Origin of the sequence: Leifsonia sp. 22587 (assembly GCF_052044215.1) — a bacterium.
Taxonomy (GTDB): Bacteria; Actinomycetota; Actinomycetes; order Actinomycetales; family Microbacteriaceae; genus Leifsonia; species Leifsonia shinshuensis_C.
This window is the reverse complement of record NZ_JBQENB010000003.1, coordinates 217,678-239,369: the sequence shown is the minus strand read 5'-3', so window position 1 is coordinate 239,369 and position 21,692 is coordinate 217,678. Positions and strand designations below refer to the sequence as shown.

Annotated in this window: 26 protein-coding genes; 9 read left to right on the top strand and 17 right to left on the bottom strand. The window is 70.7% G+C overall.

All coding sequences use genetic code 11. The features are described 5' to 3' along the window. Nucleotides 1-8: 8 nt before the first annotated feature. From ACTJI1_RS13280 to ACTJI1_RS13250, 7 genes are all read right to left on the bottom strand, one after another. The gene (locus tag ACTJI1_RS13280; protein WP_440743014.1) at nt 9-566 is read right to left on the bottom strand and encodes a dihydrofolate reductase family protein; all 558 of its coding nucleotides are present in this window, start codon (nt 564-566) and stop codon (nt 9-11) included. A gap of 41 nt (nt 567-607) precedes the next feature. Then, nucleotides 608-865, bottom strand: coding sequence for a hypothetical protein (locus ACTJI1_RS13275; RefSeq protein ID WP_310132767.1), 258 nt, complete (start codon nt 863-865; stop codon nt 608-610). Between the two features lie 133 nt (nt 866-998). Then, nucleotides 999-1,397 carry a MerR family transcriptional regulator gene (locus ACTJI1_RS13270; RefSeq protein WP_310132770.1) on the bottom strand — a complete coding sequence of 133 codons (399 nt, stop codon included), beginning with the start codon at nt 1,395-1,397 and terminating at the stop codon, nt 999-1,001. Nucleotides 1,398-1,449: 52 nt separating this feature from the next. Beyond that, nucleotides 1,450-1,887, bottom strand: a complete 438-nt coding sequence (locus tag ACTJI1_RS13265; protein ID WP_440743013.1) for a MarR family winged helix-turn-helix transcriptional regulator — start codon at nt 1,885-1,887, stop codon at nt 1,450-1,452. 22 nt (nt 1,888-1,909) lie between these two features. After that, nucleotides 1,910-2,152: a DUF6458 family protein gene (locus tag ACTJI1_RS13260; RefSeq protein WP_440743012.1), complete on the bottom strand. Its 243-nt coding sequence runs from the start codon at nt 2,150-2,152 to the stop codon at nt 1,910-1,912. 58 nt (nt 2,153-2,210) lie between these two features. Further along, nucleotides 2,211-3,026, bottom strand: a complete 816-nt coding sequence (locus ACTJI1_RS13255; protein WP_440743011.1) for a shikimate 5-dehydrogenase — start codon at nt 3,024-3,026, stop codon at nt 2,211-2,213. A gap of 135 nt (nt 3,027-3,161) precedes the next feature. Next, on the bottom strand, nt 3,162-3,842 hold the full coding sequence (locus ACTJI1_RS13250; RefSeq protein WP_440743010.1) for an NYN domain-containing protein: 681 nt from the start codon (nt 3,840-3,842) through the stop codon (nt 3,162-3,164). A 142-nt stretch (nt 3,843-3,984) separates the two neighbouring features. On the opposite strand from ACTJI1_RS13250, the gene ACTJI1_RS13245 reads away from it, so the two are divergent. From ACTJI1_RS13245 to ACTJI1_RS13230, 4 genes are all read left to right on the top strand, one after another. Then, entirely contained in the window at nt 3,985-5,175 is a 1,191-nt protein-coding gene (locus tag ACTJI1_RS13245) for an ROK family protein (protein WP_440743009.1), read from the top strand. A 99-nt stretch (nt 5,176-5,274) separates the two neighbouring features. Next, nucleotides 5,275-6,822 (top strand): multiple monosaccharide ABC transporter ATP-binding protein, encoded by a 1,548-nt coding sequence (gene mmsA, locus ACTJI1_RS13240; RefSeq protein WP_440743008.1) that lies wholly within the window; start codon nt 5,275-5,277, stop codon nt 6,820-6,822. A 2-nt stretch (nt 6,823-6,824) separates the two neighbouring features. After that, nucleotides 6,825-8,168 carry a multiple monosaccharide ABC transporter permease gene (gene mmsB, locus ACTJI1_RS13235; RefSeq protein WP_310132782.1) on the top strand — a complete coding sequence of 448 codons (1,344 nt, stop codon included), beginning with the start codon at nt 6,825-6,827 and terminating at the stop codon, nt 8,166-8,168. A 56-nt stretch (nt 8,169-8,224) separates the two neighbouring features. After that, nucleotides 8,225-9,322: a substrate-binding domain-containing protein gene (locus tag ACTJI1_RS13230; RefSeq protein ID WP_310132786.1), complete on the top strand. Its 1,098-nt coding sequence runs from the start codon at nt 8,225-8,227 to the stop codon at nt 9,320-9,322. Between the two features lie 114 nt (nt 9,323-9,436). Here the strand turns inward: ACTJI1_RS13230 and ACTJI1_RS13225 are convergent, their stop codons facing one another. From ACTJI1_RS13225 to ACTJI1_RS13210, 4 genes are all read right to left on the bottom strand, one after another. After that, entirely contained in the window at nt 9,437-9,856 is a 420-nt protein-coding gene (locus ACTJI1_RS13225) for a hypothetical protein (protein ID WP_310132788.1), read from the bottom strand. A gap of 215 nt (nt 9,857-10,071) precedes the next feature. Beyond that, nucleotides 10,072-10,377, bottom strand: a complete 306-nt coding sequence (locus ACTJI1_RS13220; protein ID WP_310132792.1) for an AzlD domain-containing protein — start codon at nt 10,375-10,377, stop codon at nt 10,072-10,074. Next, a complete protein-coding gene (locus ACTJI1_RS13215) occupies nt 10,374-11,114 on the bottom strand; it encodes an AzlC family ABC transporter permease (protein WP_310132795.1) in 741 nt (246 codons plus the stop codon). The genes ACTJI1_RS13220 and ACTJI1_RS13215 overlap by 4 nt, the downstream gene beginning before the upstream one ends. A gap of 46 nt (nt 11,115-11,160) precedes the next feature. Then, entirely contained in the window at nt 11,161-11,706 is a 546-nt protein-coding gene (locus tag ACTJI1_RS13210) for a TetR/AcrR family transcriptional regulator (protein WP_440743007.1), read from the bottom strand. 90 nt (nt 11,707-11,796) lie between these two features. On the opposite strand from ACTJI1_RS13210, the gene ACTJI1_RS13205 reads away from it, so the two are divergent. Further along, nucleotides 11,797-13,053 carry an MFS transporter gene (locus ACTJI1_RS13205; RefSeq protein WP_440743006.1) on the top strand — a complete coding sequence of 419 codons (1,257 nt, stop codon included), beginning with the start codon at nt 11,797-11,799 and terminating at the stop codon, nt 13,051-13,053. Here ACTJI1_RS13205 and ACTJI1_RS13200 read toward each other — a convergent pair. Together ACTJI1_RS13200 and ACTJI1_RS13195 are read right to left on the bottom strand one after the other, a co-directional pair. Beyond that, entirely contained in the window at nt 13,037-14,056 is a 1,020-nt protein-coding gene (locus ACTJI1_RS13200) for an NADPH:quinone reductase (RefSeq protein WP_440743005.1), read from the bottom strand. The two genes, ACTJI1_RS13205 and ACTJI1_RS13200, sit on opposite strands and share 17 nt — an antisense overlap. A 41-nt stretch (nt 14,057-14,097) precedes the next feature. Continuing rightward, on the bottom strand, nt 14,098-15,285 hold the full coding sequence (locus tag ACTJI1_RS13195; RefSeq protein ID WP_440743004.1) for a MarP family serine protease: 1,188 nt from the start codon (nt 15,283-15,285) through the stop codon (nt 14,098-14,100). Between the two features lie 135 nt (nt 15,286-15,420). Here ACTJI1_RS13195 and ACTJI1_RS13190 point away from each other — a divergent pair, with 135 nt between their 5' ends. Beyond that, nucleotides 15,421-15,567, top strand: a complete 147-nt coding sequence (locus ACTJI1_RS13190) for a hypothetical protein (RefSeq protein WP_310132806.1) — start codon at nt 15,421-15,423, stop codon at nt 15,565-15,567. Here the strand turns inward: ACTJI1_RS13190 and ACTJI1_RS13185 are convergent. The 4 genes from ACTJI1_RS13185 to ACTJI1_RS13170 form a co-directional block, all read right to left on the bottom strand. Continuing rightward, on the bottom strand, nt 15,564-15,707 hold the full coding sequence (locus ACTJI1_RS13185; RefSeq protein WP_310132808.1) for a hypothetical protein: 144 nt from the start codon (nt 15,705-15,707) through the stop codon (nt 15,564-15,566). The two genes, ACTJI1_RS13190 and ACTJI1_RS13185, sit on opposite strands and share 4 nt — an antisense overlap. Nucleotides 15,708-15,760: 53 nt before the next feature. Next, nucleotides 15,761-16,459, bottom strand: coding sequence for a copper resistance CopC family protein (locus ACTJI1_RS13180; protein ID WP_440743003.1), 699 nt, complete (start codon nt 16,457-16,459; stop codon nt 15,761-15,763). Beyond that, a complete protein-coding gene (locus ACTJI1_RS13175; RefSeq protein WP_440743002.1) occupies nt 16,456-17,190 on the bottom strand; it encodes a YcnI family copper-binding membrane protein in 735 nt (244 codons plus the stop codon). Before ACTJI1_RS13175 ends, ACTJI1_RS13180 begins: the two co-directional genes overlap by 4 nt. Before the next feature lie 76 nt (nt 17,191-17,266). Continuing rightward, nucleotides 17,267-17,899, bottom strand: coding sequence for a hypothetical protein (locus ACTJI1_RS13170; RefSeq protein ID WP_440743001.1), 633 nt, complete (start codon nt 17,897-17,899; stop codon nt 17,267-17,269). Nucleotides 17,900-18,025: 126 nt separating this feature from the next. Between ACTJI1_RS13170 and ACTJI1_RS13165 the strand changes: the two genes are divergently transcribed. From ACTJI1_RS13165 to ACTJI1_RS13155, 3 genes are all read left to right on the top strand, one after another. Next, nucleotides 18,026-18,685: a response regulator transcription factor gene (locus ACTJI1_RS13165; protein WP_310132815.1), complete on the top strand. Its 660-nt coding sequence runs from the start codon at nt 18,026-18,028 to the stop codon at nt 18,683-18,685. Nucleotides 18,686-18,689: 4 nt separating this feature from the next. Beyond that, a complete protein-coding gene (locus ACTJI1_RS13160) occupies nt 18,690-20,366 on the top strand; it encodes a hypothetical protein (RefSeq protein WP_440743000.1) in 1,677 nt (558 codons plus the stop codon). A gap of 335 nt (nt 20,367-20,701) precedes the next feature. Further along, a complete protein-coding gene (locus ACTJI1_RS13155) occupies nt 20,702-21,691 on the top strand; it encodes a hypothetical protein (RefSeq protein WP_310132819.1) in 990 nt (329 codons plus the stop codon). Nucleotide 21,692: the final 1 nt, after the last annotated feature.

Below are 21,692 nucleotides of genomic sequence, written 5' to 3'. Positions count from 1 at the left end.
AGGTCTCCTCAGTTCTGTACGGCGTAGTGCAGGGCCACCGTGCCGTTGCCGAAGCGGCGCTCGTCGCGGAGCTCCAGCCCGAGGCGCTGGCCCAGCGGCAGGGCGGGCGTGCCGCCGCCCACGGCCACGGGCACGAGCATGAGCCACACCTCGGCGACCAAGCCGGCGGCGAACGCGCGGGCCGCGAGGGTCGGGCCGCCGATCGACACGTCGTGCTCGGCGTCCTGCACCAGCGTGCGCACCGCATCCGGGTCGAAGGTCCGCTCCAGCCGCGTGCGGGGAGTGGTCACCCCGGCGAGGCTCGACGAGAAGACGATCTTGTCGGAGTCCCGCCAGGCGGCCGCGAACTCGGCCGTCACGGGATCGTCCTCCGCCCCCGGCATGTCCTGCCAGACCCGCATCGTCTCGTACATCCGGCGCCCGTAGAGCACGGTGCCGACGCCCCATTCCAGAGCGTTCGCGAAGGCGTGCACCTCAGCGTCCGGCGCGGCCCAGGCGAACGAGCCGGCGGCGTCGACGGTGTAGCCGTCGACGGAGGCGATCGCGGAATAGAGGAGGCGTCCCATGTCCGGGACTCTAGGGGTCGGCGGGCCTGATCGGCCAGGGCTCAGCCCAGTTGCGGCAGAAGCACCTTCAGTGCGCGCAGCTCGTCGCCGAAGACCCAGGGCACCGCGATGTCGAGCACGAAACCGATCCCGACGAGGAGGAGCGCCATCCCGGCGGCGATCAGCAGCAGGGTGATCGCGAGCTGCAGGTACGCGTTGCCGGTGACGGCGGCGAGCAGCCCCCGCGCCCGCCGCCGCACCGGTTCCGACGGCGTTCCGAGCGTCGGTGCGGTTCGCAGTCCGTGGCCCAGCGTCGTCATCGGTTTCCCCCTTCGTGTCCGGCCCGGAGCACTGCGCTGCGAGCCGACGTTCCGAGTCAACCGTGAGCGCCGCCGGAGGGCATCGACCGCAGGTGGGGGATGGGTCATCCCTGGGGATGATCCGGGCGAGCGGTCAGGGCAGGGGGACGGTGCACCCGCAGCCGTGCTCCGGCTCGGGGATGCGGTGCTCGGCCCCCGCGAGCCGCCGGGCCAGCAGCTCCCGGCGCCGCTCGAGCTGCGCGATGGCGCTGTCGAGCTCGGCGAGGCCGTCGCGGTAGGCGTCCCGGGATGCGGGGCACTCGTCACTGTGCGCGTGACCGGACCCGAGGCACTCGATGAACGGGCGCGCCTTGCCCGGCGGGATGCCCGTGGCAGCGAGCTCCCGGATCTCCCGCACGGCGCGCAGGTGCTCGTCGCCGTACTCCCGATAGCCGTTGCCCAGCCGCGTGGGAGCGACCAGGCCGAGTCGCTCGTAGTAGCGGACGGCCTTCACCGTCACTCCGGCCCGTTCGGCCAGCTCGCTGATGCGCATGTCGTCCTCCGCCGTCAGCGTAGACCCTGACCCGCAGGGCAGGGTACAGCCGCTACGGGGTGCGCGCGGCGGCCGCGATGATGGCCTGGAGGCTCTCGCGCAGGTTCTCCAGATCGGCGATCGGCAGTCCGAGACGCTCGATGATGCGCGGCGGGATCTGCTCCGCCTCCGCGCGCAGCGCCCGGCCGCGTTCGGTCAGGCGGACCTCGAGCGCGCGCTCGTCCGCCGTGCTGCGGCGTCGCTCGACGTAGCCCGTCGCCTCCAGCCGCTTGAGCAGCGGCGAGAGGGTCGCCGGCTCCAGCGCGAGCGTGTCGCTCAGGTTCTTGACGGACCGCGGCTCCTGCTCCCACAGCGCGAGCATCACGAGGTACTGCGGATGGGTCAGCGACAGCGGTTCGAGCACCGGCCGGTAGAGGGCGATCACGCTCCGGGCCGCCACCGCCAGGCCGAAGCACACCTGGTTCTCGAGGGCGAGGACGTCGTCTGGCACCCGACCAGTGTAGGGCGGGGACTCAGTACTCATCGGTGCGTCGCTCGACCCGCTCGCCCGTGGCGGGGTCGATGCTCTCGCGCCGGATGACGGTGCGGGGCCGGCGCCGCAGCGCGAACGCCAGGGAGATGACGAACACCACCAGCCCCGCGCCCATCAGGATGTACCCGGTCGTCTTCAGGTCGATCCAGCTCACCTCGACCTGCAGCGCGAAGGCGAGGATGAGCCCGACGACGAAGATGAAGATGCCGCTTCCGATGCCCATGCGTCACGCTCCTTCACGTCCGTGGGCTCAAGCTACTCCCCGGACGCGGCGCTCCGCATCACTCCGCTCGGGAGAACTCCGACGCCCGGGCGACCTGCTCCGGCGTCAGCGCGACGCCCGTGTAGCGCTCGAACTGCCGCGCCGCCTGCAGCGCGATCACCTCGGCGCCGGTGATGACCGCCGTGCCCGCCTCGCGCGCCGCGGCGATCAGCGGCGTCTCGGACGGGAACGCGACCACGTCGAAGACGGTGGATGCACGCTCGATGAACGGCCGCTCGAAGGAGAGGACGGACTCGGTGTCGCCGCGCATCCCGAGCGGTGTCACGTTGACGATGACGTCGAAGTCGGGCTCGGGGTCCTCCGCGACCCAGGCGTAGTCGTACCGTTCCGCCAGCGCCGGGCCGGCGTCGGTGTTGCGCGCCAGCACGGTGAGGTCGTCGAAGCCGGCGCCGCGGAAGGCGGCGACCACGGCCTTCGCCATCCCGCCGGAGCCGCGCACCAGGACCCGCTGCGCGGGGTCGACCCGGTGCTCGGCGAGCAGCTGCGCGACGGCTTCGTAGTCGGTGTTGGATGCCGTGAGCAATCCATCCTCGTTGACGACGGTGTTCACCGACTCGATGGCGACGGCGGATTGCTCCAGGTTGTCGACCAGCGGGATGATCGCCTCCTTGAACGGCATGGAGACGGAGCAGCCGCGGATGCCGAGCGCCCGGATGCCGCGCACGGCGCCCTCCAGGTCGTCGGTCGTGAACGCCTTGTAGACGAAGTTCAGTCCGAGCTCGTCGTACAGGAAGTTGTGGAAGCGCGTGCCGATGTTGCTGGGGCGGCCGGCCAGCGAGATGCAGACCTGCATGTCCTTGTTCAGGATGGGCATGCCTCCATCATCCCAGCAGAATCGGCCTCCCCTGCGTTCGAGGCGAAGTCGAGTGGCCGCATCTGGCCGCTGCGGACGATGGTCGAGTAGTGTGGTGTCACACCCCCGGATGCTTCGGCTACCGGGTACGGGGCCCTACGGGGCCCCTGTTTCGTTAACAGACCACGCCTCCGGGCGGCGCAGCAGCCCGTGCTCCTCAGACCGGATCTCCGCGGGCAGCTGGTTGGCGAGCAAGGCACCACGGCGGATCTGCTTGATGAAGACCGGTCCGAGTTCCAGGAGTCGGCTGTTCGGCCGCTCGACCGGGCTCAGCAAGGCCCACTTCTTCCCCAATTCGCCGGACAGGATGCTCAGCATCGTCACGAAGTCCGAGTCGTTCGAGACCAGCACGAAAAGGTCGGCGTCATCGCGGCACGCGTCGTACGTCATGTACGACGCAAGGTTCACGTCGGATCCCTTCTCCTCGGTCTTGCGGACCTTCACCTTGGTGATCTCGCCCGCCTCGTCGAAGGTGATCGGAAGGGCCGGCATCCACCGTGCGTCGTTGCGGAACTGTCCCTCGTGCACGGTGACCAGAGGATTCGTCCGCAGGGCACGGATGTAGGTCTGCTGCCGGATGGGAGCGCGCGGATCCGTTCCCAGGGCCGGCCGGACGAGCGCGGTGAAGTAACGGATCCGCCTGATCGAGTGGGTCGGGATCAGCGTCTGCGCGAGCGAATGGAGGTCCAGCCATTTCGCGTCCGGGTGGTGCTCGACTTTCTGGCGGTACAGGTTGAAGCCATCCACGTAAACGTTCGCGCTCGGTCGCTCGGTCACCGGCCCGATGCTACTGAGATCGACTGATTCCGGGGGTATTGCGGCCAGATCGGCCTCCCCGACGCTCGTGTCACCCGAGTGTGGGCTGGACTGTTGCGTTCACAGCTTGACTCCAACCGCTCGATCATTCACGCTTATCGTCATGACCGCCACTCCGGGGCTGATCCCACGTGGCGCACGCAATCCCGGGTCGCAGGGCGCACTGAGGCATCTGAACCAGGAACGACTCGTCGAGTTCCTCCTGGCCAACGGACCGTCCACCCAGGCTGAGCTGGCGCGCGGGACCGGCCTGTCCACCGCCACCGTGTCCAACATCGTCCGGGACATGGCGACGAAGGGCGTCGTCGCGACCAGTCCGGTCACCTCGAGCGGACGCAGGGCTCTTCTCGTGCAGCTGACGGACACCGGCGACGTCGCCGTCGGCGTGGACTTCGGCCGGCGGCACGTGCGCATCGTGCTGGCGACCCTCGGCTACGACGTGATCGCCGAGGAGCAGGTGGCCCTCGAGCCCGGGTACGACGTGCTCGGCGCCGTGCGGGAGGCCTCCAGCCTGCTCGACCGGATGCTCGTGGAGGGCGGCCACGACCGGGAGTCGGTGCTGGCCGTCGGCGTCGGCATCCCGGGACCCATCGACCGGCGGACCGGAACCGTCCTGCAGGGCGCCATCCTCCCCGAGTGGGTCGGGATCACGCGGCGTGAGCTGGAGGACGTCTTCGGCTTCCCGGTCATGGTCGACAACGACGCGAACCTCGGCGCGCTCGCCGAGGTGACGTGGGGCGCCAACCGGGGCGAGCGCAACATCATCTTCGTGAAGATCGGCACCGGGATCGGCGCCGGCCTCATCCTCAACGGCCAGCCGTACTACGGCTTCCTCGGGATCACCGGCGAGCTCGGCCACACCCCGGTCGCGGAGCACGGCGTGATCTGCCGCTGCGGCAACCGCGGCTGCCTGGAGTCCGTCGCATCCACCAGCGTGATGCTCGAATCCCTGGGTCGTGGGGCGGGCGCGGCCGTCACGACCGCGGACATCCTCCGGCGCGGGCTGGACAAGGACCCGGCGGTGCTGCGCGTGGTCAGCGACGCCGGAACGGCGATCGGACGGGCCATCGGCAACATCGCCAACGTGATCAACCCGGAGCTCGTGCTGATCGGGGGCCCGCTGGTGGGGCTGGGGGATGCGCTGCTCGACCCGATCCGGCACGGCATCCAGCACAACGCGCTGCCGATCATCGCGGGGACGACCAGCGTCCGGGTGTCCTCGCTGGGCGACCGCGCGGAGTCCCTCGGTGCGGCCGCGATCGTGATCCAGGGAGCACTCGCGGGCAACGAGTGAAGCCGTTATCGCATCGTTGTCTTCACTATTTGACGACAAGTGTGAACATAGCGTTTACTACTTAGGCACATCATTTCCACGCAGAGCCAAGGAGCGACGATGCCGTCGAACGCAGTCATCCTCGAGATGCGCTCGATCACCAAGGAGTTCCCTGGTGTGAAAGCTCTGGAGGATGTCTCCCTCACCGTCCACGCCGACGAGATCCACGCGATCTGCGGCGAGAACGGCGCGGGCAAGTCCACCCTCATGAAGGTGCTTTCGGGTGTCTACCCCTACGGCACCTACTCCGGCGACATCGTCTACCAGGGCGACGTCATGCGCTTCAAGGACATCAAGTCCAGCGAGCAGCAAGGGATCGTGATCATCCACCAGGAGCTCGCGCTCATCCCCGAGCTCTCGATCACCGAGAACATCTTCCTCGGCAACGAGCCGGGCCGCGGCGGCATCATCGACTGGCAGCAGGCCAAGACCCGCGCCATCGAGCTGCTCGCCCGCGTCGGCCTCACGGACGACCCCGACACCCAGATCAAGAACATCGGCGTCGGCAAGCAGCAGTTGGTCGAGATCGCCAAGGCGCTCAACAAGAACGTCAAGCTCCTCATCCTCGACGAGCCGACCGCGGCGCTCAACGAGGCCGAGTCGCAGCACCTCCTCGACCTGATCCTCGGGCTGAAGGGCCGCGGGATCAGCTCCATCATCATCAGCCACAAGCTCAACGAGATCGAGCAGGTGGCCGACCAGATCACGATCATCCGCGACGGCCGCGCCATCGAGACGCTCGACGTCAAGGCGGACGGTGTCGACGAGGACCGCATCATCCGCGGGATGGTCGGCCGCACGCTCGAGAGCCGCTTCCCCGAGCGCACGCCGAACATCGGCGAGAAGTTCTTCGAGGTGAAGGACTGGGTCGTGCAGCACCCGCAGGTCCCCGAGCGTCTGGTCGTCAAGAACTCCAGCTTCTACGTCCGCCGCGGTGAGATCGTCGGCTTCGCCGGCCTCATGGGCGCGGGCCGCACCGAGCTCGCGATGAGCGTCTTCGGCCACTCCTACGGCACCTGGGTCTCGGGCGAGATCTACAAGGACGGCAAGGAGATCCAGGTCCGCAACGTCTCCGAGGCCATCGACAACGGCATGGCCTACGTGAGCGAGGACCGCAAGGTGCTCGGTCTCAACCTCCTCGACGACATCAAGCAGTCCGTCGTCGCCGCCAAGCTCAAGAAGATCGCCAAGCGCGGCGTCGTCGACGACCTGCAGGAGTACGCGGTCGCCGACGAGTACCGCAAGCTCCTGCGCATCCGGACGCCCGACGTCGACCGCGGCGTCTCCACGCTCTCCGGCGGCAACCAGCAGAAGGTCGTCCTGGCCAAGTGGATGTTCACCGACCCGGACATCCTCATCCTCGACGAGCCGACCCGAGGCATCGACGTCGGCGCCAAGTTCGAGATCTACGGGATCATCCAGCAGCTCGCCGCGCAGGGGAAGGGCGTTATCGTCATCTCCTCCGAGCTCCCCGAGCTGCTCGGAATCTCCGACCGCATCTACACGATCTTCGAGGGTCAGATCACCAACGAGCTCCCCATCGCGGAAGCGACCCCCGAGACTCTCCTGAAAAGCATGACTTCCGCCAAGAAGAGGGTGACCCGATAACCATGACCACACAGACCGCTGAGAAGAAGAAGTCCGGAGGCATCCGCGACCTCGGCATGATGTTCGGTGGGGGGCAGTCGACCGGCCGCCAGTTCGGCATCCTGGGCGCGCTCGTCGTCATCATCCTGCTGTTCGAGATCCTCACCGGGGGCAAGACCCTCGAGCCGGTGAACCTGATCAACCTGGTCAATCAGAACGTCTACGTCCTGATCCTGGCCATCGGCATGGTCATGGTCATCATCGCGGGTCACATCGACCTGTCGGTGGGCTCGGTCGCGGCCCTGGTCGGCATCATCGTCGCCAAGTCGATGACCGACTGGAACGTGCCGTGGCCGCTCGCGATCGTGCTCGGCCTGCTCGTCGGCGTCGTCATCGGCGCCTGGCAGGGCTGGTGGGTCGCCTACGTCGGCGTCCCCGCCTTCATCGTGACCCTCGCCGGCATGCTGATCTTCCGCGGCCTCAACCAGCTGATCGGAAACGCGAACACCATCCCCGTGCCGGACGGCTTCACCTACATCGGCGGCGGCTTCCTCCCCGAGTGGGGCCCGAACACCGGCTTCAACAACTCCACCCTGCTGCTCGGCCTGATCATCGCCGTCGTCATCGCGCTGGCCGAGGTCCGCACCCGCCGCAAGCAGACCAAGATGGGCTCCGAGAAGGCGCCCCTCTGGGTGAGCGTGTTCAAGGTCGTCATCCTGGACGCGGTCGTCGTGTACGCGGCGGTGCTGTTCGGCAGCGGCCGTGTCGGCACCTCGTTCCCGGTCGCCGGTGTCATCCTCGGCGTGCTGATCATCCTGTACTCGTTCATCACCCGGAACACGATCTTCGGTCGTCACATCTACGCGGTCGGCGGCAACTGGCACGCTGCGGAGCTCTCCGGTGTGAAGATCCGTCGCATCAACTTCTTCGTGATGATGAACATGTCGGTGCTCGCCGCGCTGGCCGGCATGATCGCCGTCGCCCGCTCCGTGTCCTCCGGTCCTCAGGACGGTCTCGGCTGGGAGCTCGACGCGATCGCCGCAGTCTTCATCGGTGGCGCCGCGGTCTCCGGCGGTATCGGTACCGTCGCCGGCTCCATCATCGGTGGTCTGGTCATCGCGGTCCTGAACAACGGTCTGCAGCTGCTGGGTGTCACCAGCGACAAGGTGCAGATCATCAAGGGCCTGGTCCTGCTCATCGCGGTCGGCATCGACGTCTACTCGAAGCGTCGCGGCGGCCCGTCGTTGATCGGCAGGATGTTCAACCGCGACCGCACGCAGCGCATCGACGCCGCGGCCCAGGAGCAGCCGGCCGTCGTGCCGACGGGCGACCAGGCCGAGGACACTTCGCGGTCTCTCACCAAGTAACGATTTCCGTTTTCCCACCCTGCAACACCCCCAACACACAGAGAAAGTAGATAGCAATGCGCAAAATCGCACTCGCGACAGTGGCCGTCGCAGCTGCCGCCGCGCTCGCCCTGACGGGCTGCTCCGGCGGAGCCCGCAGCGGTTCCGGCGACGGCTCGTCCGCGTCCGGCTTCGACAAGGGCGCCACCATCGGCGTCGCCCTCCCGACCAAGACGTCGGAGAACTGGGTTCTCGCCGGTGGCCTCTTCGAGGACGGCCTGAAGGAGGCCGGCTTCAAGGGTGACGTCCAGTACGCCGGTGGCTCGGGCGTCTCCGACCAGCAGTCGCAGATCCAGTCGATGATCACCAACGGTGCGAAGGTCGTCATCATCGGCGCCGTCGACGGTGGCCAGCTCGCCGCGCAGGCCAAGGCCGCGCACGACGCCGGCGCGACCGTCATCGCGTACGACCGCCTCATCCTCAACACGAACGACGTCGACTACTACGTCGCGTACGACAACGAGAAGGTCGGCGAGCTGCAGGGCCAGGCCCTGCTCGACGGCATGGCGAAGAAGTACCCGGGCAAGAAGAACTTCAACATCGAGCTCTTCTCCGGTTCGCCTGACGACGCCAACTCCGCGGTCTTCTTCAACGGCGCCATGAAGGTGCTCGAGCCGAAGATCAAGGACGGCACGCTGAAGGTCGTCTCGGGTCAGACCGAGATCAAGCAGACGTCGACCCAGGGCTGGCTGCCGGCGAACGCGCAGACCCGCATGGACACCCTGCTGGCCGCGAACTACGGCTCGACCGAGCTCGACGGCGTCCTGTCGCCGAACGACACCCTGGCCCGCGCCATCATCACCTCGGTGAAGGGCGCCGGCAAGCCGGTCCCGATCGTCACCGGTCAGGACTCGGAGGCCGAGTCGGTCAAGTCCATCATGGCGGGCGAGCAGTACTCGACCATCAACAAGGACACCCGCAACCTGGTCAAGCAGGCCATCACCATGGTGAAGGACCTGCAGCAGGGCAAGAAGCCGGAAATCAACGACGACAAGTCGTACGACAACGGCAAGAAGGTCGTCCCGGCCTTCCTGCTGAAGCCGGTCATCGTCACCAAGGAGAACGCGGCCGAGGCGTACGCCAACGACCCGACCCTGGAGCCGCTGACCAAGTAAGTCGGTCCCGCACATCCTGTGCACATGAAAGGGCCCGGAGCGCTGAGCGCTCCGGGCCCTTTCCCGATCCGTCCCCCGACAGGATCGGTTCCCCCTGGCCGAGACAGCACCAGGCTAGGGGCGGCCGGCGGGCTGCGGCATCCGGGCCAGCACGGATTCGCGGTCCGTGCCCGCTCCTCTCTTCGCTCGCAGCGACGCCCGGTAGAACCGCACCAGCTCGGCGGCGGGCGGGCGACGGGCCGCCATCGTCCCGGCATCGGTGCGGCGTGCGGCGAGGTGGTGGCGCCACGACTCGGCCGCGCAGCGGTGATCCCAGGCCGCGGCGGCCGCGGCCTCCAGCGTGCGGCACCAGCCGATCAGCTCCCTGCCCTCGGAGGTCGGCGCCCAGGTGACCACCCGGAACCAGATGTCCGGCCGGTTCGGGTCGCCGAAGGCGAATCGCCGGATCACCCCGTACGGCGTGCCCGTCGAGCTCTGGCGCATCAGCCACTCGGTGGGCTGCGCATTCGCCACCGGGTGCCAGGATGCGCTCACGGCGTCACGGTATGCGGAGCCGCCGACACGGCCGCGCCGCGGACGGCCCGGCGATGTACAGGCCGTCGGAAGCGCTCCGTCCGATCGACGTCATGTACATCCGCCGGGCACCGCCGCTCGCCTAGCATCCCGAGCATGACCCCGTGCACTGCCGCCGACGCCGACCATCGCCTGGACGACGACGTCATCATCCTGGGCTACGACTGAGGCGCCGTTCAGGTGAAGAGGCGGATGAGCGCGGCGACGACGGCGGCCGCGGGGACCACCACGATGAACGGGACGCGGAGGGCGTAGAGGCCGGCGGCGATCGCGACGGCGGGGAGGCGCGCATCCAGTTGCAGGGACTGGCCCGCGCCGAGCGTCTGCACGCAGATCAGCGCGGCGAGCAGGGCCGCGGTCAGCAGGTCGCTGACGCGCGCGACCGTCGGGTGGTCCAGGGCCTTGGGGGGTACCAGCCAGCCGACGGCCTTGAGGGCCAGCACGGCGATCGACCCGAGCAGGATGACGTGCCACGTGGTCACGGCTCCACCTCCCGCTCCATCGGGATGGCCTCGGGATGCGGCGGATCGTCTCGGGTGCCGAACAGGTTCAGCACGCCGAGCACGATCGCCACCACGGCGGCCGCGAGCACCGGAAGCCCGGGCGTGAGGAACGGGGTCAGCAGGGTGGCGACGAAACCGCCCGCCACCGCGACCGCCTGTGTCTGGCGCGCCTTGAGCCGCGGCCACAGCAGCCCGAGGAAGGCGGCCGCGGCGGCCGCATCCAACCCGTAGGCCTTGACGTCGCCGATGAGGTCGCCGAGGAGTGCGCCGGCGAGGGTCATGATGTTCCAGCCGACGTAGACGACCAGGCCGGTGACCCAGAAGCCGATCCGCTGGGCGCGCGGCTGCGTCTGCGCGGTGGCGACGGCGGTGGACTCGTCGATCGTCAGCTGGGTGGCGGCGGTGCGGCGCCAGAAGCCGGGGCCGATGATCCGCGAGAGCCGCAGCGCGTAGAAGGAGTTGCGCACGCCCAGCAGTGCGGCGCTGGCGATGGCGGTCCCGCCGGCCGCAGCGCCGCCGGAGGCGAGGATGCCGATCAGCGCGAACTGCGAGCCGCCGCTGAACATGACCAGGCTCAGAACGCAGGCCTGCCAAACGTCCAGGCCGGAGGCTGTCGCGAGGGCTCCGAACGAGATCCCGTACAGAGCCGTCGCGATTCCGACGGCCCAGCCGGAGCGGGCCGCGGCGCGTTCCTCGCTGGTCCGTTCCTGGCGCATCGCCTCCCGACCCTAGCGCCTTCCGGCCGCGTCGGTGAAAGACGCGTCAGTGGAAGAGGCGGGCCACCAAGTGTTCGGCGGTGGTGTCCTCCAGCGTCCAGGGCAAGAAGATCACGCGGTAGACGATCGGGGCGACGACGGTGTCGAGGATGTCGTCGTCCGTGATCGAGGCATCCGGGTACCGCTCGAGGAGGAGGTTGGCCTCGATGCGGCGGTTGCGGAGGCAGTTGGACTGGCGCTCGCCGGCCGCGGAGGCTCCGCCCCGCAGCAGGGCCGCGTTGACCGGGTTGCGGTAGTGCTCCACCAGCTCCCGGGCCCACTCGGTGAGGTCGGCGCGCAGGTCGCCGCGCTCGGGCAGCGGGCGCGAGGGGTCGAGCTGGTAGGTGGCGATGTCGTTGATCAGGGTCGGGAGGTCGCCCCAGCGGCGGTAGATGCTGGTCGGGTTGACGCCGGCGCGCTCGGCGATCATCGGGACGGTGACCCTGTCCTGGCCCTTCTCTTCGACGAGCTCTTCGACAGCGGTCCGCACGTTGTGGATGACCGCGGCACTGCGTCCGCCCGTCCGCTTCGACGGTGTGGTCGTGTTTTCCATGGGAATAGCTTAAAGCAAACCCTGTTGCTTTTTACCAGAACCCTCCCTATAGTCGCTAAAAGCAATCGATTTTGCTTTAAGGAGCCGACCATGACCACAGCCGAAGAGCCTTGCCCGACCGGAGGGATCCTGGCCGCGCGTCCCCTGCGCCCGTCCCGCCGCGTCTCCTCCTTCCGGCTCCGCCCGGCCGCCGCGTTCGCCGGAGCGGCCCTGGCCTTCGTGGCCGTGGCTCTCGCGGTGGGTGCGCCCAGCCCGCTGTTCGTGCTCTACCAGCAGGAGTGGGGCTTCCAGCCGTGGCTCCTCACGGTCGCGTTCGCCATCTACGCGGTCACCCTGCTCATCACCCTGCTGATCGCCGGGTCGCTCTCCGACCACATCGGCCGGCGACCCGTGCTGATCGGGGCGCTCGCGCTGCAGGTCGTCGCGATGCTGGTCTTCCTCTTCGCACCTGACATCGGCTGGATCATCGGAGCCCGCGCGGTGCAGGTCGTCGCGACGGGCGCGGCCATGAGCACGTTCACGGCCGCGCTGGTGGAGCTCGCGCCGGAGCGGCAGAAGAAGCTCGGCGCCACGATCGGCAGCACCGCGCCCGTCGGAGGGATCGCCATCGGCGCCTTCCTGACCGGCCTCGCAGTGCAGTTCGTCCCGCAGCCGACGACCCTCGTGTTCGTCGTGCTCGCGCTGCTGTTCGCCGCCGGCATCCTGGTGATCGCGGCGTCGCCCGAGACGGTGCAGCGCCGCCCCGGCGCCGTCCGGTCGCTGATCCCGCGGCTGCTGATCCCGCGCGCCGCCCGCTCGGAGTTCGCGGGAGCCATCCCGCTGTTCCTGGCGACGTGGATGCTCGCGGGCCTCTTCATCGGACTGTCGCCGTCCATCCTGCACGGGGTGTTCCACCTCGACAGCGGACTGCTCAACGGAGCCATCGTCGCGGTGCCGCCGGCTGTCGGCGCGACCGCCGGCCTGCTGCTGACCCGTGCGCCGGCGCGGCGGACGGTGGTGTGGGCGATGGCGGCGATCCTGGTCGGCGTGCTGATCGCCGCGGTAGGGATCGCGGCGGCCATCCTGCCGCTGCTGTTCGTGGGGGCGACCGTGGCGGGAGGCGGCTTCGGCGCCGGCTTCTCGGCCATGCTGCGCATCCTGGCGCCGCTCGCCCCGAACGATCAGCGCGCGGAGCTCTTCGCCGGGATCTTCCTGGTCAGCTACCTCGCCTACGGCGTGCCCGCGCTCGTCGCCGGGGAGCTCATCGTCGCGATCGGGCTGCTGCCGACGGCGCTCGGGTACTCCGCCGCGATCGCGGTCGCCGCGGTCGTCGCGCTGGTGGTGCAGGCGCTCAGATCACGTCGATGAGCACCTTGCCCACGACGCCGTCCTCGACCGCGTCGTGGGCGGCCGCCGTCTCGGCGAGCGGGTAGCGGGTGATCGGGAGGCCGTGCTCTTCTCCCACGCGGAGGGCGCCGTCGGCGGCTGCAGCGGCCACCGCGCGCACGGCGGCCTCCTTGGCCTCCGGAGCGACCGTGTACGTGAGGACGAACTGCCAGCGCAGGTTCTTCGACATGCTCGGGCGCACGGGGATCGTGACGGAGTCGGCGCCGGGTGCGTCCGCGTAGCTCGCGATCGTGGCGTTGGCGCCGGCGACCTTCACGTCGAGCTCGGCGTTGGCGATCACGTTCACGTCGACGATGATGTCGACGCCGCGCGGCGCCAGCGCGCCGATCGCCTTCGCGGTGTCCGGGTCGGTGTAGTTGACGACGTGGTGGGCTCCCGCGGCCCGCGCGAGCTCGGCCTTCTCGTGGCTGCTGACCGTCGCGATCACGGTCGCGCCCGCCCAGACGGCGAGCTGGATGGCGGCGTGCCCCACAGCGCCGGCGCCGCCCGCGACGAGGACCGTGCGCCCCTCCAGCGATCCGGGGGCCAGCTCCGTCGGCGCCTGCTCGTACGAGGTCAGAGCGCGATGCGCCGTCAGCGCGGGGATGCCGAAGGACGCACCCTCGTCGAAGCTCACGTCGTCCGGCAGCGCGACCGTCTGCCGCTCCGGCACGACCGTGAGCTCCTGGGCCGTGCCGTCGGGGCGCTGGTACGCCGCATCCCACACCCAGACGCGGTCGCCGGGCGCGAACCCGGTCACGCCCTCACCGACCGCGTCGACGACGCCGGCGCCGTCCTGGTTCGGCACCTGGGGGCGGGGGAGTTCCGCCGGGCCGCTGCCGCGCCGGGCCTTCCAGTCGGTGGGGTTGACCCCCGAGACGTGGATGCGCACGCGCACCTCGCCGGGACCGGGATGCGGCTCCTCGCGCTCGCCGAGGGTGAGGACGTCGGAGTCGCCGGTGGCGGAGTAGGTCACTGCCTTCATGGCCTCCAGCAAACCATGACCGGAGGCGTCTCGCGAGGCGCTCAGCCGGCGGAGCAGGCGCCGGAGCTGATCGGAGCGCTGCCGACCGACGACAGCACGGGCCGCAGTTCGGCGAGGGTGAGCGCGTACCCGGTGTCGGGGTCCGTCGCGCTCCGCGCGAAGACCACGCCGGCGACGTCGCCGTTGGCGTCGAGCAGCGGTCCGCCCGAGTTCCCCGGCCGCACGGAGCCGCGGAGCGAGTAGATGTCGCGGTCGACGCTTCCGCTCTGGTAGATGTCCGTTCCCCGGGCGGTGACCCGGTCGCGCACGCGCTGCGGCGACACGGTGAACGGACCGTCGCCCGGGTAGCCGAGGGCGTACGCCGGCGCCCCCGCGGCCAGGTCGGGGCCGATGTCGAGCGCGGGCGCGCCGAGGTCGGTGACGTCGAGCACCGCGAGGTCACGCGACGGGTCGAAGGCGACGAGCGTCGCCCGCTCGACGGCGGTGCTGCCGGACTGCCGGACCACCACGGACGAGGCTCCCGCGACGACGTGCGCGTTGGTGACCACCCGGCCCCGCTGCACCACCCAGCCGCTGCCCTCGGAGTCGAGCCCGCACGCGGGCTTCGAGGCGAGCACCGTGACGACCGACTGCTCGGCGCCCGACACGGCGGCGGGGACGGATCCGTCCGGCTCGGGGACCGCGCGGATCGTCTCCCCGCCCTCGAAGACCTTCGGCAGGCCCGCTCCGGCGAGGGCGTCGTCCACGGCTCCCAGCACGGTGGACGAGGGGAGTGGCGCCATCCGGTTGAGGGTCGCCACCACGCTCGAGGAGTTGGCCGCCTGGACCACGGTGGCGAGGCTCGTGGCCATCGCGAATCCGGCCAGGAGCCAGACCACGACCGCCCAGGTCGCGAGCCCGAGGACCGCCCCGACCAGAGAGTCGAGCCAGCGGATCGGCCCGTGGCGCAGCAACTTGCCGATGAGGGAGGCGAGCGCACCGGCGATGGCGTAGACGACCCCGGCGCAGACCAGGATGACCACGGCGGCGACAACCGAGCGCTGGGTCACCCCGCCGAAACCGGCGGACGCGAACCAGTCGACCACGATCGGCGCGATCGTGAGCCCCAGCCAGAGCCCGAGGCCCAGGCCGACGAGCGTCCCGGCGGCGCGGATGGCGCCCTTCGTCCAGCCCGCCGCGATCGCGAGGACGGCGAGCACCACGAGCACGACGTCCACCACGATCTCCACGGCCCCACCCTGCCCCAGAAGACTGGACGGGACCTCAACCCGCGGTGGGCATCCGCTATCCGTCCGCCCCTATCGCACCGCGAGAGGCGCGACTATCGTCCGAAGCCGCACAGCATTCCGATGGAAGGAGCCACCATGTCGGACCCCCGGGCGAACGGCGACGACGAGCGCGAGGACCTCGCGCCGGGCGAGCGTCAGTACACGAGTGCCGATCTCACGGCGCATGACGCCGAGGAGGGACAGCTCCCGGAACACGGCGAAGGGGAGGACCCGACCGCTTAGAGGCGGCCGTCCTCCTCGTCGCCGTCGTCCACCGAGTCGGGTGTCGGCTGCGGGGAGGGGACGATGTCCGGATCCATCTGCTCCTCGGGCACGATGTCCGGGAAGTCGTCGGTCTGCTGGTCGCTGGTCTGTCTGGCCATGCGCGAACGCTACGCCTGCGATCCCGGGCCGGAAAGCCCCCTCCTCGCACTGCTCAGTCGGTGCCCGCAGGATCGTCCGGCGCGCCCGGCGCCACCGGCGGCTTGCGTCGCGACGTCAGCAGCACGATCGCCATGCCGATCACGGCGAGCACGACGATGCCGATGGCGATCCCGATGACGAGGCCCAGGTCGGTCCCGGTGGAGGCCGGGGTCGTCGGCTGGGCCGTGGATGCGGCTGCCGTGGCGGGCGGGGTGGCGCCGGCGCTGCTGCCGCCTGCACCCGGCGACGACGGCGCCTCCGTCGAGCCGGTCGCGCCGCACGGGCTGCCTTCCGAGCCCGCCGCTGCGGTGGCCCCCGCCGGCGGCTGGTACGTGAAGGCGTACGACGACGAGACCGTGTGACCATCCGCAGACACGATCTGGTAGGTGACCGTGTACCGCCCGGCGCCGCCGAGGGCGACGGGGGCGGTCAGGGCCGTGTCGGCCACGGTCGCGCATCCGGTCTCGAAGTGCCGGTTTCCGGAGTCCGGACCCGTCACGGTGAGCAGGTTCGTCGAGCCCTTCCCCGAGAGGTCGAGCACGCGGTCGTTGAACGTGAGCGTCACCGCGGAGAGCGGAGCGGTGACCGTCGCATCCGCCGCGGGGTCGCTGCTCACGAGGTAGTCGTGCGCGTCCGCGGCGGCCACCGGGGCGAGGGCCAGGGCGACGGCGGCGACGAGGCCGGCCGTCGCGGCGAGCAGCCTGTTCGTCATCCCTGCACCTTACGCTCGCCCCGGCGTCCCACCCGGGTGAGGGCGAACACGGCCACGACCAGGGCGATCGCGCCGAGCGCCAGGCCGCCCACTCCCACCGCGATGGACACGACGGTCGCGGTGGTGCTGGTCGCCGCGGCGGGGACCGGCGCCGGGGTCGCGACCAGCGTCGGCGATCCGTCCTCGGCCGGCGCCGCGTCCTCGATGTAGAGGGTGGGGGCGGGATGCTCGGGCTCGTCACCCGACGCGGGCGTCGGCTGGTCCCAGTCCACGACCGTCCCGTCGGAGTAGTACTGGTGGGTCGGCAGCTCGATGGAGCCGGTCTTCGGGATGGCGCCCGCCGACACGGTGAACTGCTGGAACTGCCCCGGCGCGATCTGCACGCCGCTGTCGGCCGTCCAGGTGATCCGGATGGGCGCCTCGGTGATCGTGCCGTCGTCCGTCTTCACGGGCTTCGCCAGCTTCTCGGTGTCGACCGTGGTGGTCCAGCCGGCGAGCGGCAGGTAGCTGACCGAGGTGAACGGCGTCTTCGTCGGCAGGTCGACGACGAGCTTGACCGTCCCCGCTGTCGCGGACTCGGTCGGAACTTTGAAGGTCAGGTTCGTGTAGCTGCCGGGCGACGCCTGGTCAGGGTCGACGTGGACGTGGGCGCTCGCCGCGAGCGGTGAGGCCAGCAGCAGGAGGGCGGTGGATGCCGCCGCGGCGGACGCGGCGAACGTGGACTTCTTCATGGGGTCTTCCTTGCGATCGGATCGTCGATGAACGCGTGCGCGCGTCACGCGGCGAGCCGGGGACCCCGGGCTGCCGTCAGAACGCGCCGGCGATCGCGGGAGGACCGCGGTGGCGCAGCCGGGCGAGCGGGAGGCCGAGATCGCGCAGCCGGGCGGGCGCGACGACCGTCGGCGCGACGACGGCCGCGGAGACGGGGACCGGCACCACGACGAGTCGTTCGGCCGTCCGGGCGATGCGCACGCGCGCCGTCCGGAAGAGGCCCCAGAACGCCTGCTCGCCGAAGCGGAGGGCGACCACCGTCACCAGCACGGCGCTCGCGTGCGTGAGCCACATCGACGGGGTGAGTTCGGACCCGTGCGCCGCGGGCATGGCACCGCCACTCATCGTCCCGGCGGACATCGTGAGGTGCGCGCCCAGGTGGAGGTGCGCCATCCCGTCCGGCGCGGTGAACCGCACGCCTCCGCCGCCGAGCGAGAAGAGTGCGTGGAACAGGAACTGGCTGAGCCCGACGGCGACGGTCAGCCGCCACAGGGAGAGGCGGCGTGTGGTGAGCGCCACGGAGGCGAGGGTCGCGAAGGCCAGGCTGAGAGCGACGGGCACGAGACCGGGCGCCGCTCCGCCTCCTGCGACGTGGAACAGCGCGGCGACGAAGATCGCGGCACCGGAGGCGAGCATCCCGCGTCCGACGCGTGCCCACCTCGATCCCATGCGCATCCTCCGTGTCGTCGGGTCTTCGGAGCCAGTCTACGGAACGGATTCCGCGGCTCCCGGCCGACCACAACGGGGGTCGGCGAACGGTCCGGACGGGAGCCTCACCCGCGTTATCCTGTGCGGGTGACGGTGGACACATGGCGGCGGCGGGTGCTCGTGGTGGAGGACCACGCCCTCATGCGCTCCCTCGTCGTCGACGCGTTCGGCCAGCGCGGCTTCGAGGCGGCAGGCGCAGCGACCGCCCCCGACGCGCTCGCGCTCGCCGGCACGTTCGACCCGGACCTCCTGGTGACGGACATCGACCTCGGCAGCCGGCCGAACGGCGTGGAGCTCGCCACCATCCTGCGGGCGCGGTCGCCGCACGTCGCTGTGATGTTCCTCAGCAACCTGTCGCGCGAGGCCGCCGCCGCCCAGGAGCGCAGCACGGTCGCGGACGCCTCCTTCGTCAACAAGGCTGCGGTGGAGTCGGTGGAGGAGCTGGTGGATGCGGCGGAGGCGGTCCTGGCCGACCGTCCCGTCCGGCGGGAGCAGCCGGGCACGGATGCGCGCTCGCGTCTGCTGCGCCTGACCGCCGCCCAGCTCGAGACGACGCGGCTGCTCGCGGCAGGCCTGTCGAACGCGGAGATCGCCCGCAGGCGCAACGTCACCGTGCGAGCCGTCGAGAAGAGCGTAGAGCGCGTCTTCCAGGCGCTCGGGTTCGCGGGCGGGGAGCGCACCGCACCGCGCGTCGCGGCGGCCACCCTGTACACGTCGACCTTCGGCGACCCCGCTTCGGGACTCTGATCCGATGACCGCGCTCCGCCGCTCCCTCGCGCGCGTCCACGGGCCGGCGGCGATCACCGTGTGGACCTGGCTGCTCACGCTGCCGTTCGCGCTCACCGTGATGTCCGGCCTCCAGTACGTCTCCGGAGGACCGGGAGCCGTGCTGGCCGTCGCCGGCCTGCAGCACGGCATCCTGGGCGGGCTCCTCCTGCTCGGGGCGGCTGTGCTCCGGGTCGTCCCGCGTGGCGCGCGTCCCGTTGCCGTCTTCGCGATCTACGCGGCGATCGGCGCGGTCCGCCCCCTGCTCTTCCTCGAGGCCGGCGGTCTGCTCGGCATCCCGGTCGCGCCGGGCGACCTGGCGGGTCGCATCGCCGTCAACGTCGTGGTCGTCGTCGCGGTGTTCGCGCTCATCGCCGTTGCCGTCGACCTCGTGCGCGAGCACCTCGGCGTCTTCCGTCGCCTGCGGGCGGCCCAGCGCGCGTCCGGTGACGACATCGGCTGCGCCACGGAGCGGCTCGCCCGGCTGCGGAGCGAGGCGCTGGACGACGTCGTGGAGGCTCTCGAACGGACGGCAGCCACCGCGGCGGCGGACCTGCCCGAACCGGCCGAGGCGGCGCGCCTGCTGCGGCGGCTCGCCGAGGACGTCGTCCGTCCCGCCAGCCACCGGGTCTACCAGGACGACGGCGCCGCGCCCGGACCGGACGGCGAGCAGGTCGCGCCCCGCGAATGGTTCACGTCGGTCGTCGGCGGGATGCGCGCGGCGCCTCCGCTCGCCACCGCCCTGCTGTTCACCGCGATGGTGCTGCCGTTCGTGTCCATCCTCTCCGGTCCGGTGATCGTCGCACCGGTGGCGGCCGGCCTGGTCGTCCTCCTGATCGGCGGCTCCCTCGTGGCATCGGTGACGCTGCCCGCGCACTCGGCCGCGCGCCTGACGGTGCTCCTGCTCCTCTACATCGGCGTCGGCCTCCTCGTGTCGGCGACGGGAGCCGTCGGGCTCGCGCTCGCCGGCAGCGACCCCGCCCCCGCGTGGTTCGAGACGGCGACCTACCCGCTGATCGCGTTGACGGTCGCCCTCGTCTCCTCGCTGTCGGTGCGGGTGCGGCAGGACCAGGCGGAGCTGGAGGCGGCGCTGCAGGCCAACGTCGCGGCGGCCGCCCGGGTCCGCGCCGACTACGACCGGGAGCGCGCGACCCTCGCCCGCCTGCTCCACGCGGGCGTCCAGTCCGAGCTGATCGCCGGCGCGCTGGCGCTCACCGCGGCTCCGCCCGCCGACCGGGCGGCGGCCGCCCGCCGTGTCATCGACGTGCTCGGCCGCGCGCGGGACGCGCTGCGGGGCGCCCACGACGAACGGCACGCGGCCGACGAGGTCAGCGCCCTGCTCGACAGCTGGTCGTCCGCGATCGAGTTGCGGGTGGCCGTCGACGAGGCCGTCTGGGGGCGCCTGGTGGATCCGACACGCGCCTCCGCCGTCGTGGATGCGGTCTCGGAAGGACTCGCCAACGCCGTGCGGCACGGCGACGGCTCGCCGGTCGCGATCGCCCTGCGCGCCGCGGACTGCGATGGCGTGAAGGTCGTCATCGAGTCGGGCGGCACTCTCGGGGCGGCGGATTCGGGCATCGGTCTGAGACAGCTCGCAGAACGCGGGACGGTCGCGCTCCGCGAAGCGTCCGGCCGAGTGGAGCTGGCCGTCGCCATCCCCTGAGACCCCGCCGGGCATCCGCGCCGATCCCCGTCGTATCAGCCGTACCGCGGCCTGCCGGGCACAGGTGAGGACCGTACTTTCGTGGGTGACGGCGACGCTGCCGTCCGGTCCCGGATCGGGGGCCCCTGCATGACCCGAACGCGCAGGATGCGCCCCCCGCCGGGATCTATTCATCTGCATTGATGGAACATCCAGCCGAAATCCGATAGAAAAGGGAGTACGCCTTTCGCGCCTCCCCCGGTGCGTCGCCCCGACCGACTCGTCCAGGAAGTACCAGCAGCTTGCCCCAGTCCACTCCTTCCGTGCGGCCTCGCCGCAGTGTCAAGGCACCCGTCGTGGTGGATGTGGACCAGCAGTCGCAGCTCTCCGACGATCCCGTGAGCGCGTTCACCACCGCGGAGGAGCTGACCGCGACCCAGACGTTCCCGAGCCGTCGCGCACGGCTCGAGGCCGAGCGCAGCCGGCCCCGCACGCGGGAGCGCGTCGTCGTGAAGCCCGCCCGCGCCGAGCGCCGGCCCAAGCCCGAGCGTCCCGCACGCACCGCCGCGGCTGTCCGTGCGCCGCGGGTGCGCACCGCGCGTCCGGAGCGCCGTCGCTGGGGCGTCCACGCTGTCGTGATGGTGGCCCTCGCCGCCTTCTTCGGCACCGCAGCCCTCCCGGCCTACGCGACCACGGGCGAGGGATCGACCGTCGGAGCCGCGCGCACCGCGCTCGCCGTGCAGACCCTCACCGGCGGCGGCGTCACCCAGGTGGTGGCCCGTGACGGCCTCGACATCCAGGAGAGCCCGCAGGCTCTCGACTCGACCATGAACACGACGGTCTCGCCCACCGTGCAGGCGCTCGCCGTGCAGCTCATGGGCGCGGTCGCATCCGGCCGCCTCGTCGGCTCGGTCCCCAACCACATCCCGGAGATCGCGGACCTGGCCGAGGGCCATGCGGTCCCCGGCTGCGGCATCGACTACCGCGTGCTGCAGGCCATCTCGGTGGCGCTCGACAACTTCAACCAGGTCGGCGTCAGCGACATCAACCGTCGCTGCACCGGCCAGATCGAGGGCGCGGGCACCGACTCGGCCCACTACGCCGACGGCGGCGGTCACGCGGTCGACTTCTACCTCCTCAACGGCTCGCCGCTGACGGGTGGAGACGCGAAGTCGGTTCAGCTGATCAAGATCCTCGACCCGCTGGTCCCGGACGGCACGGGCCTCGGCCAGATCGGCTGCCGCGCCTCCATGGACCTCAGCAACTTCAAGCCGTTCGACGACACGTGCAACCACCTGCACATCGACTTCCTCAAGTCGGACGGCCCCGCCCTCCGCTACGGCTGAC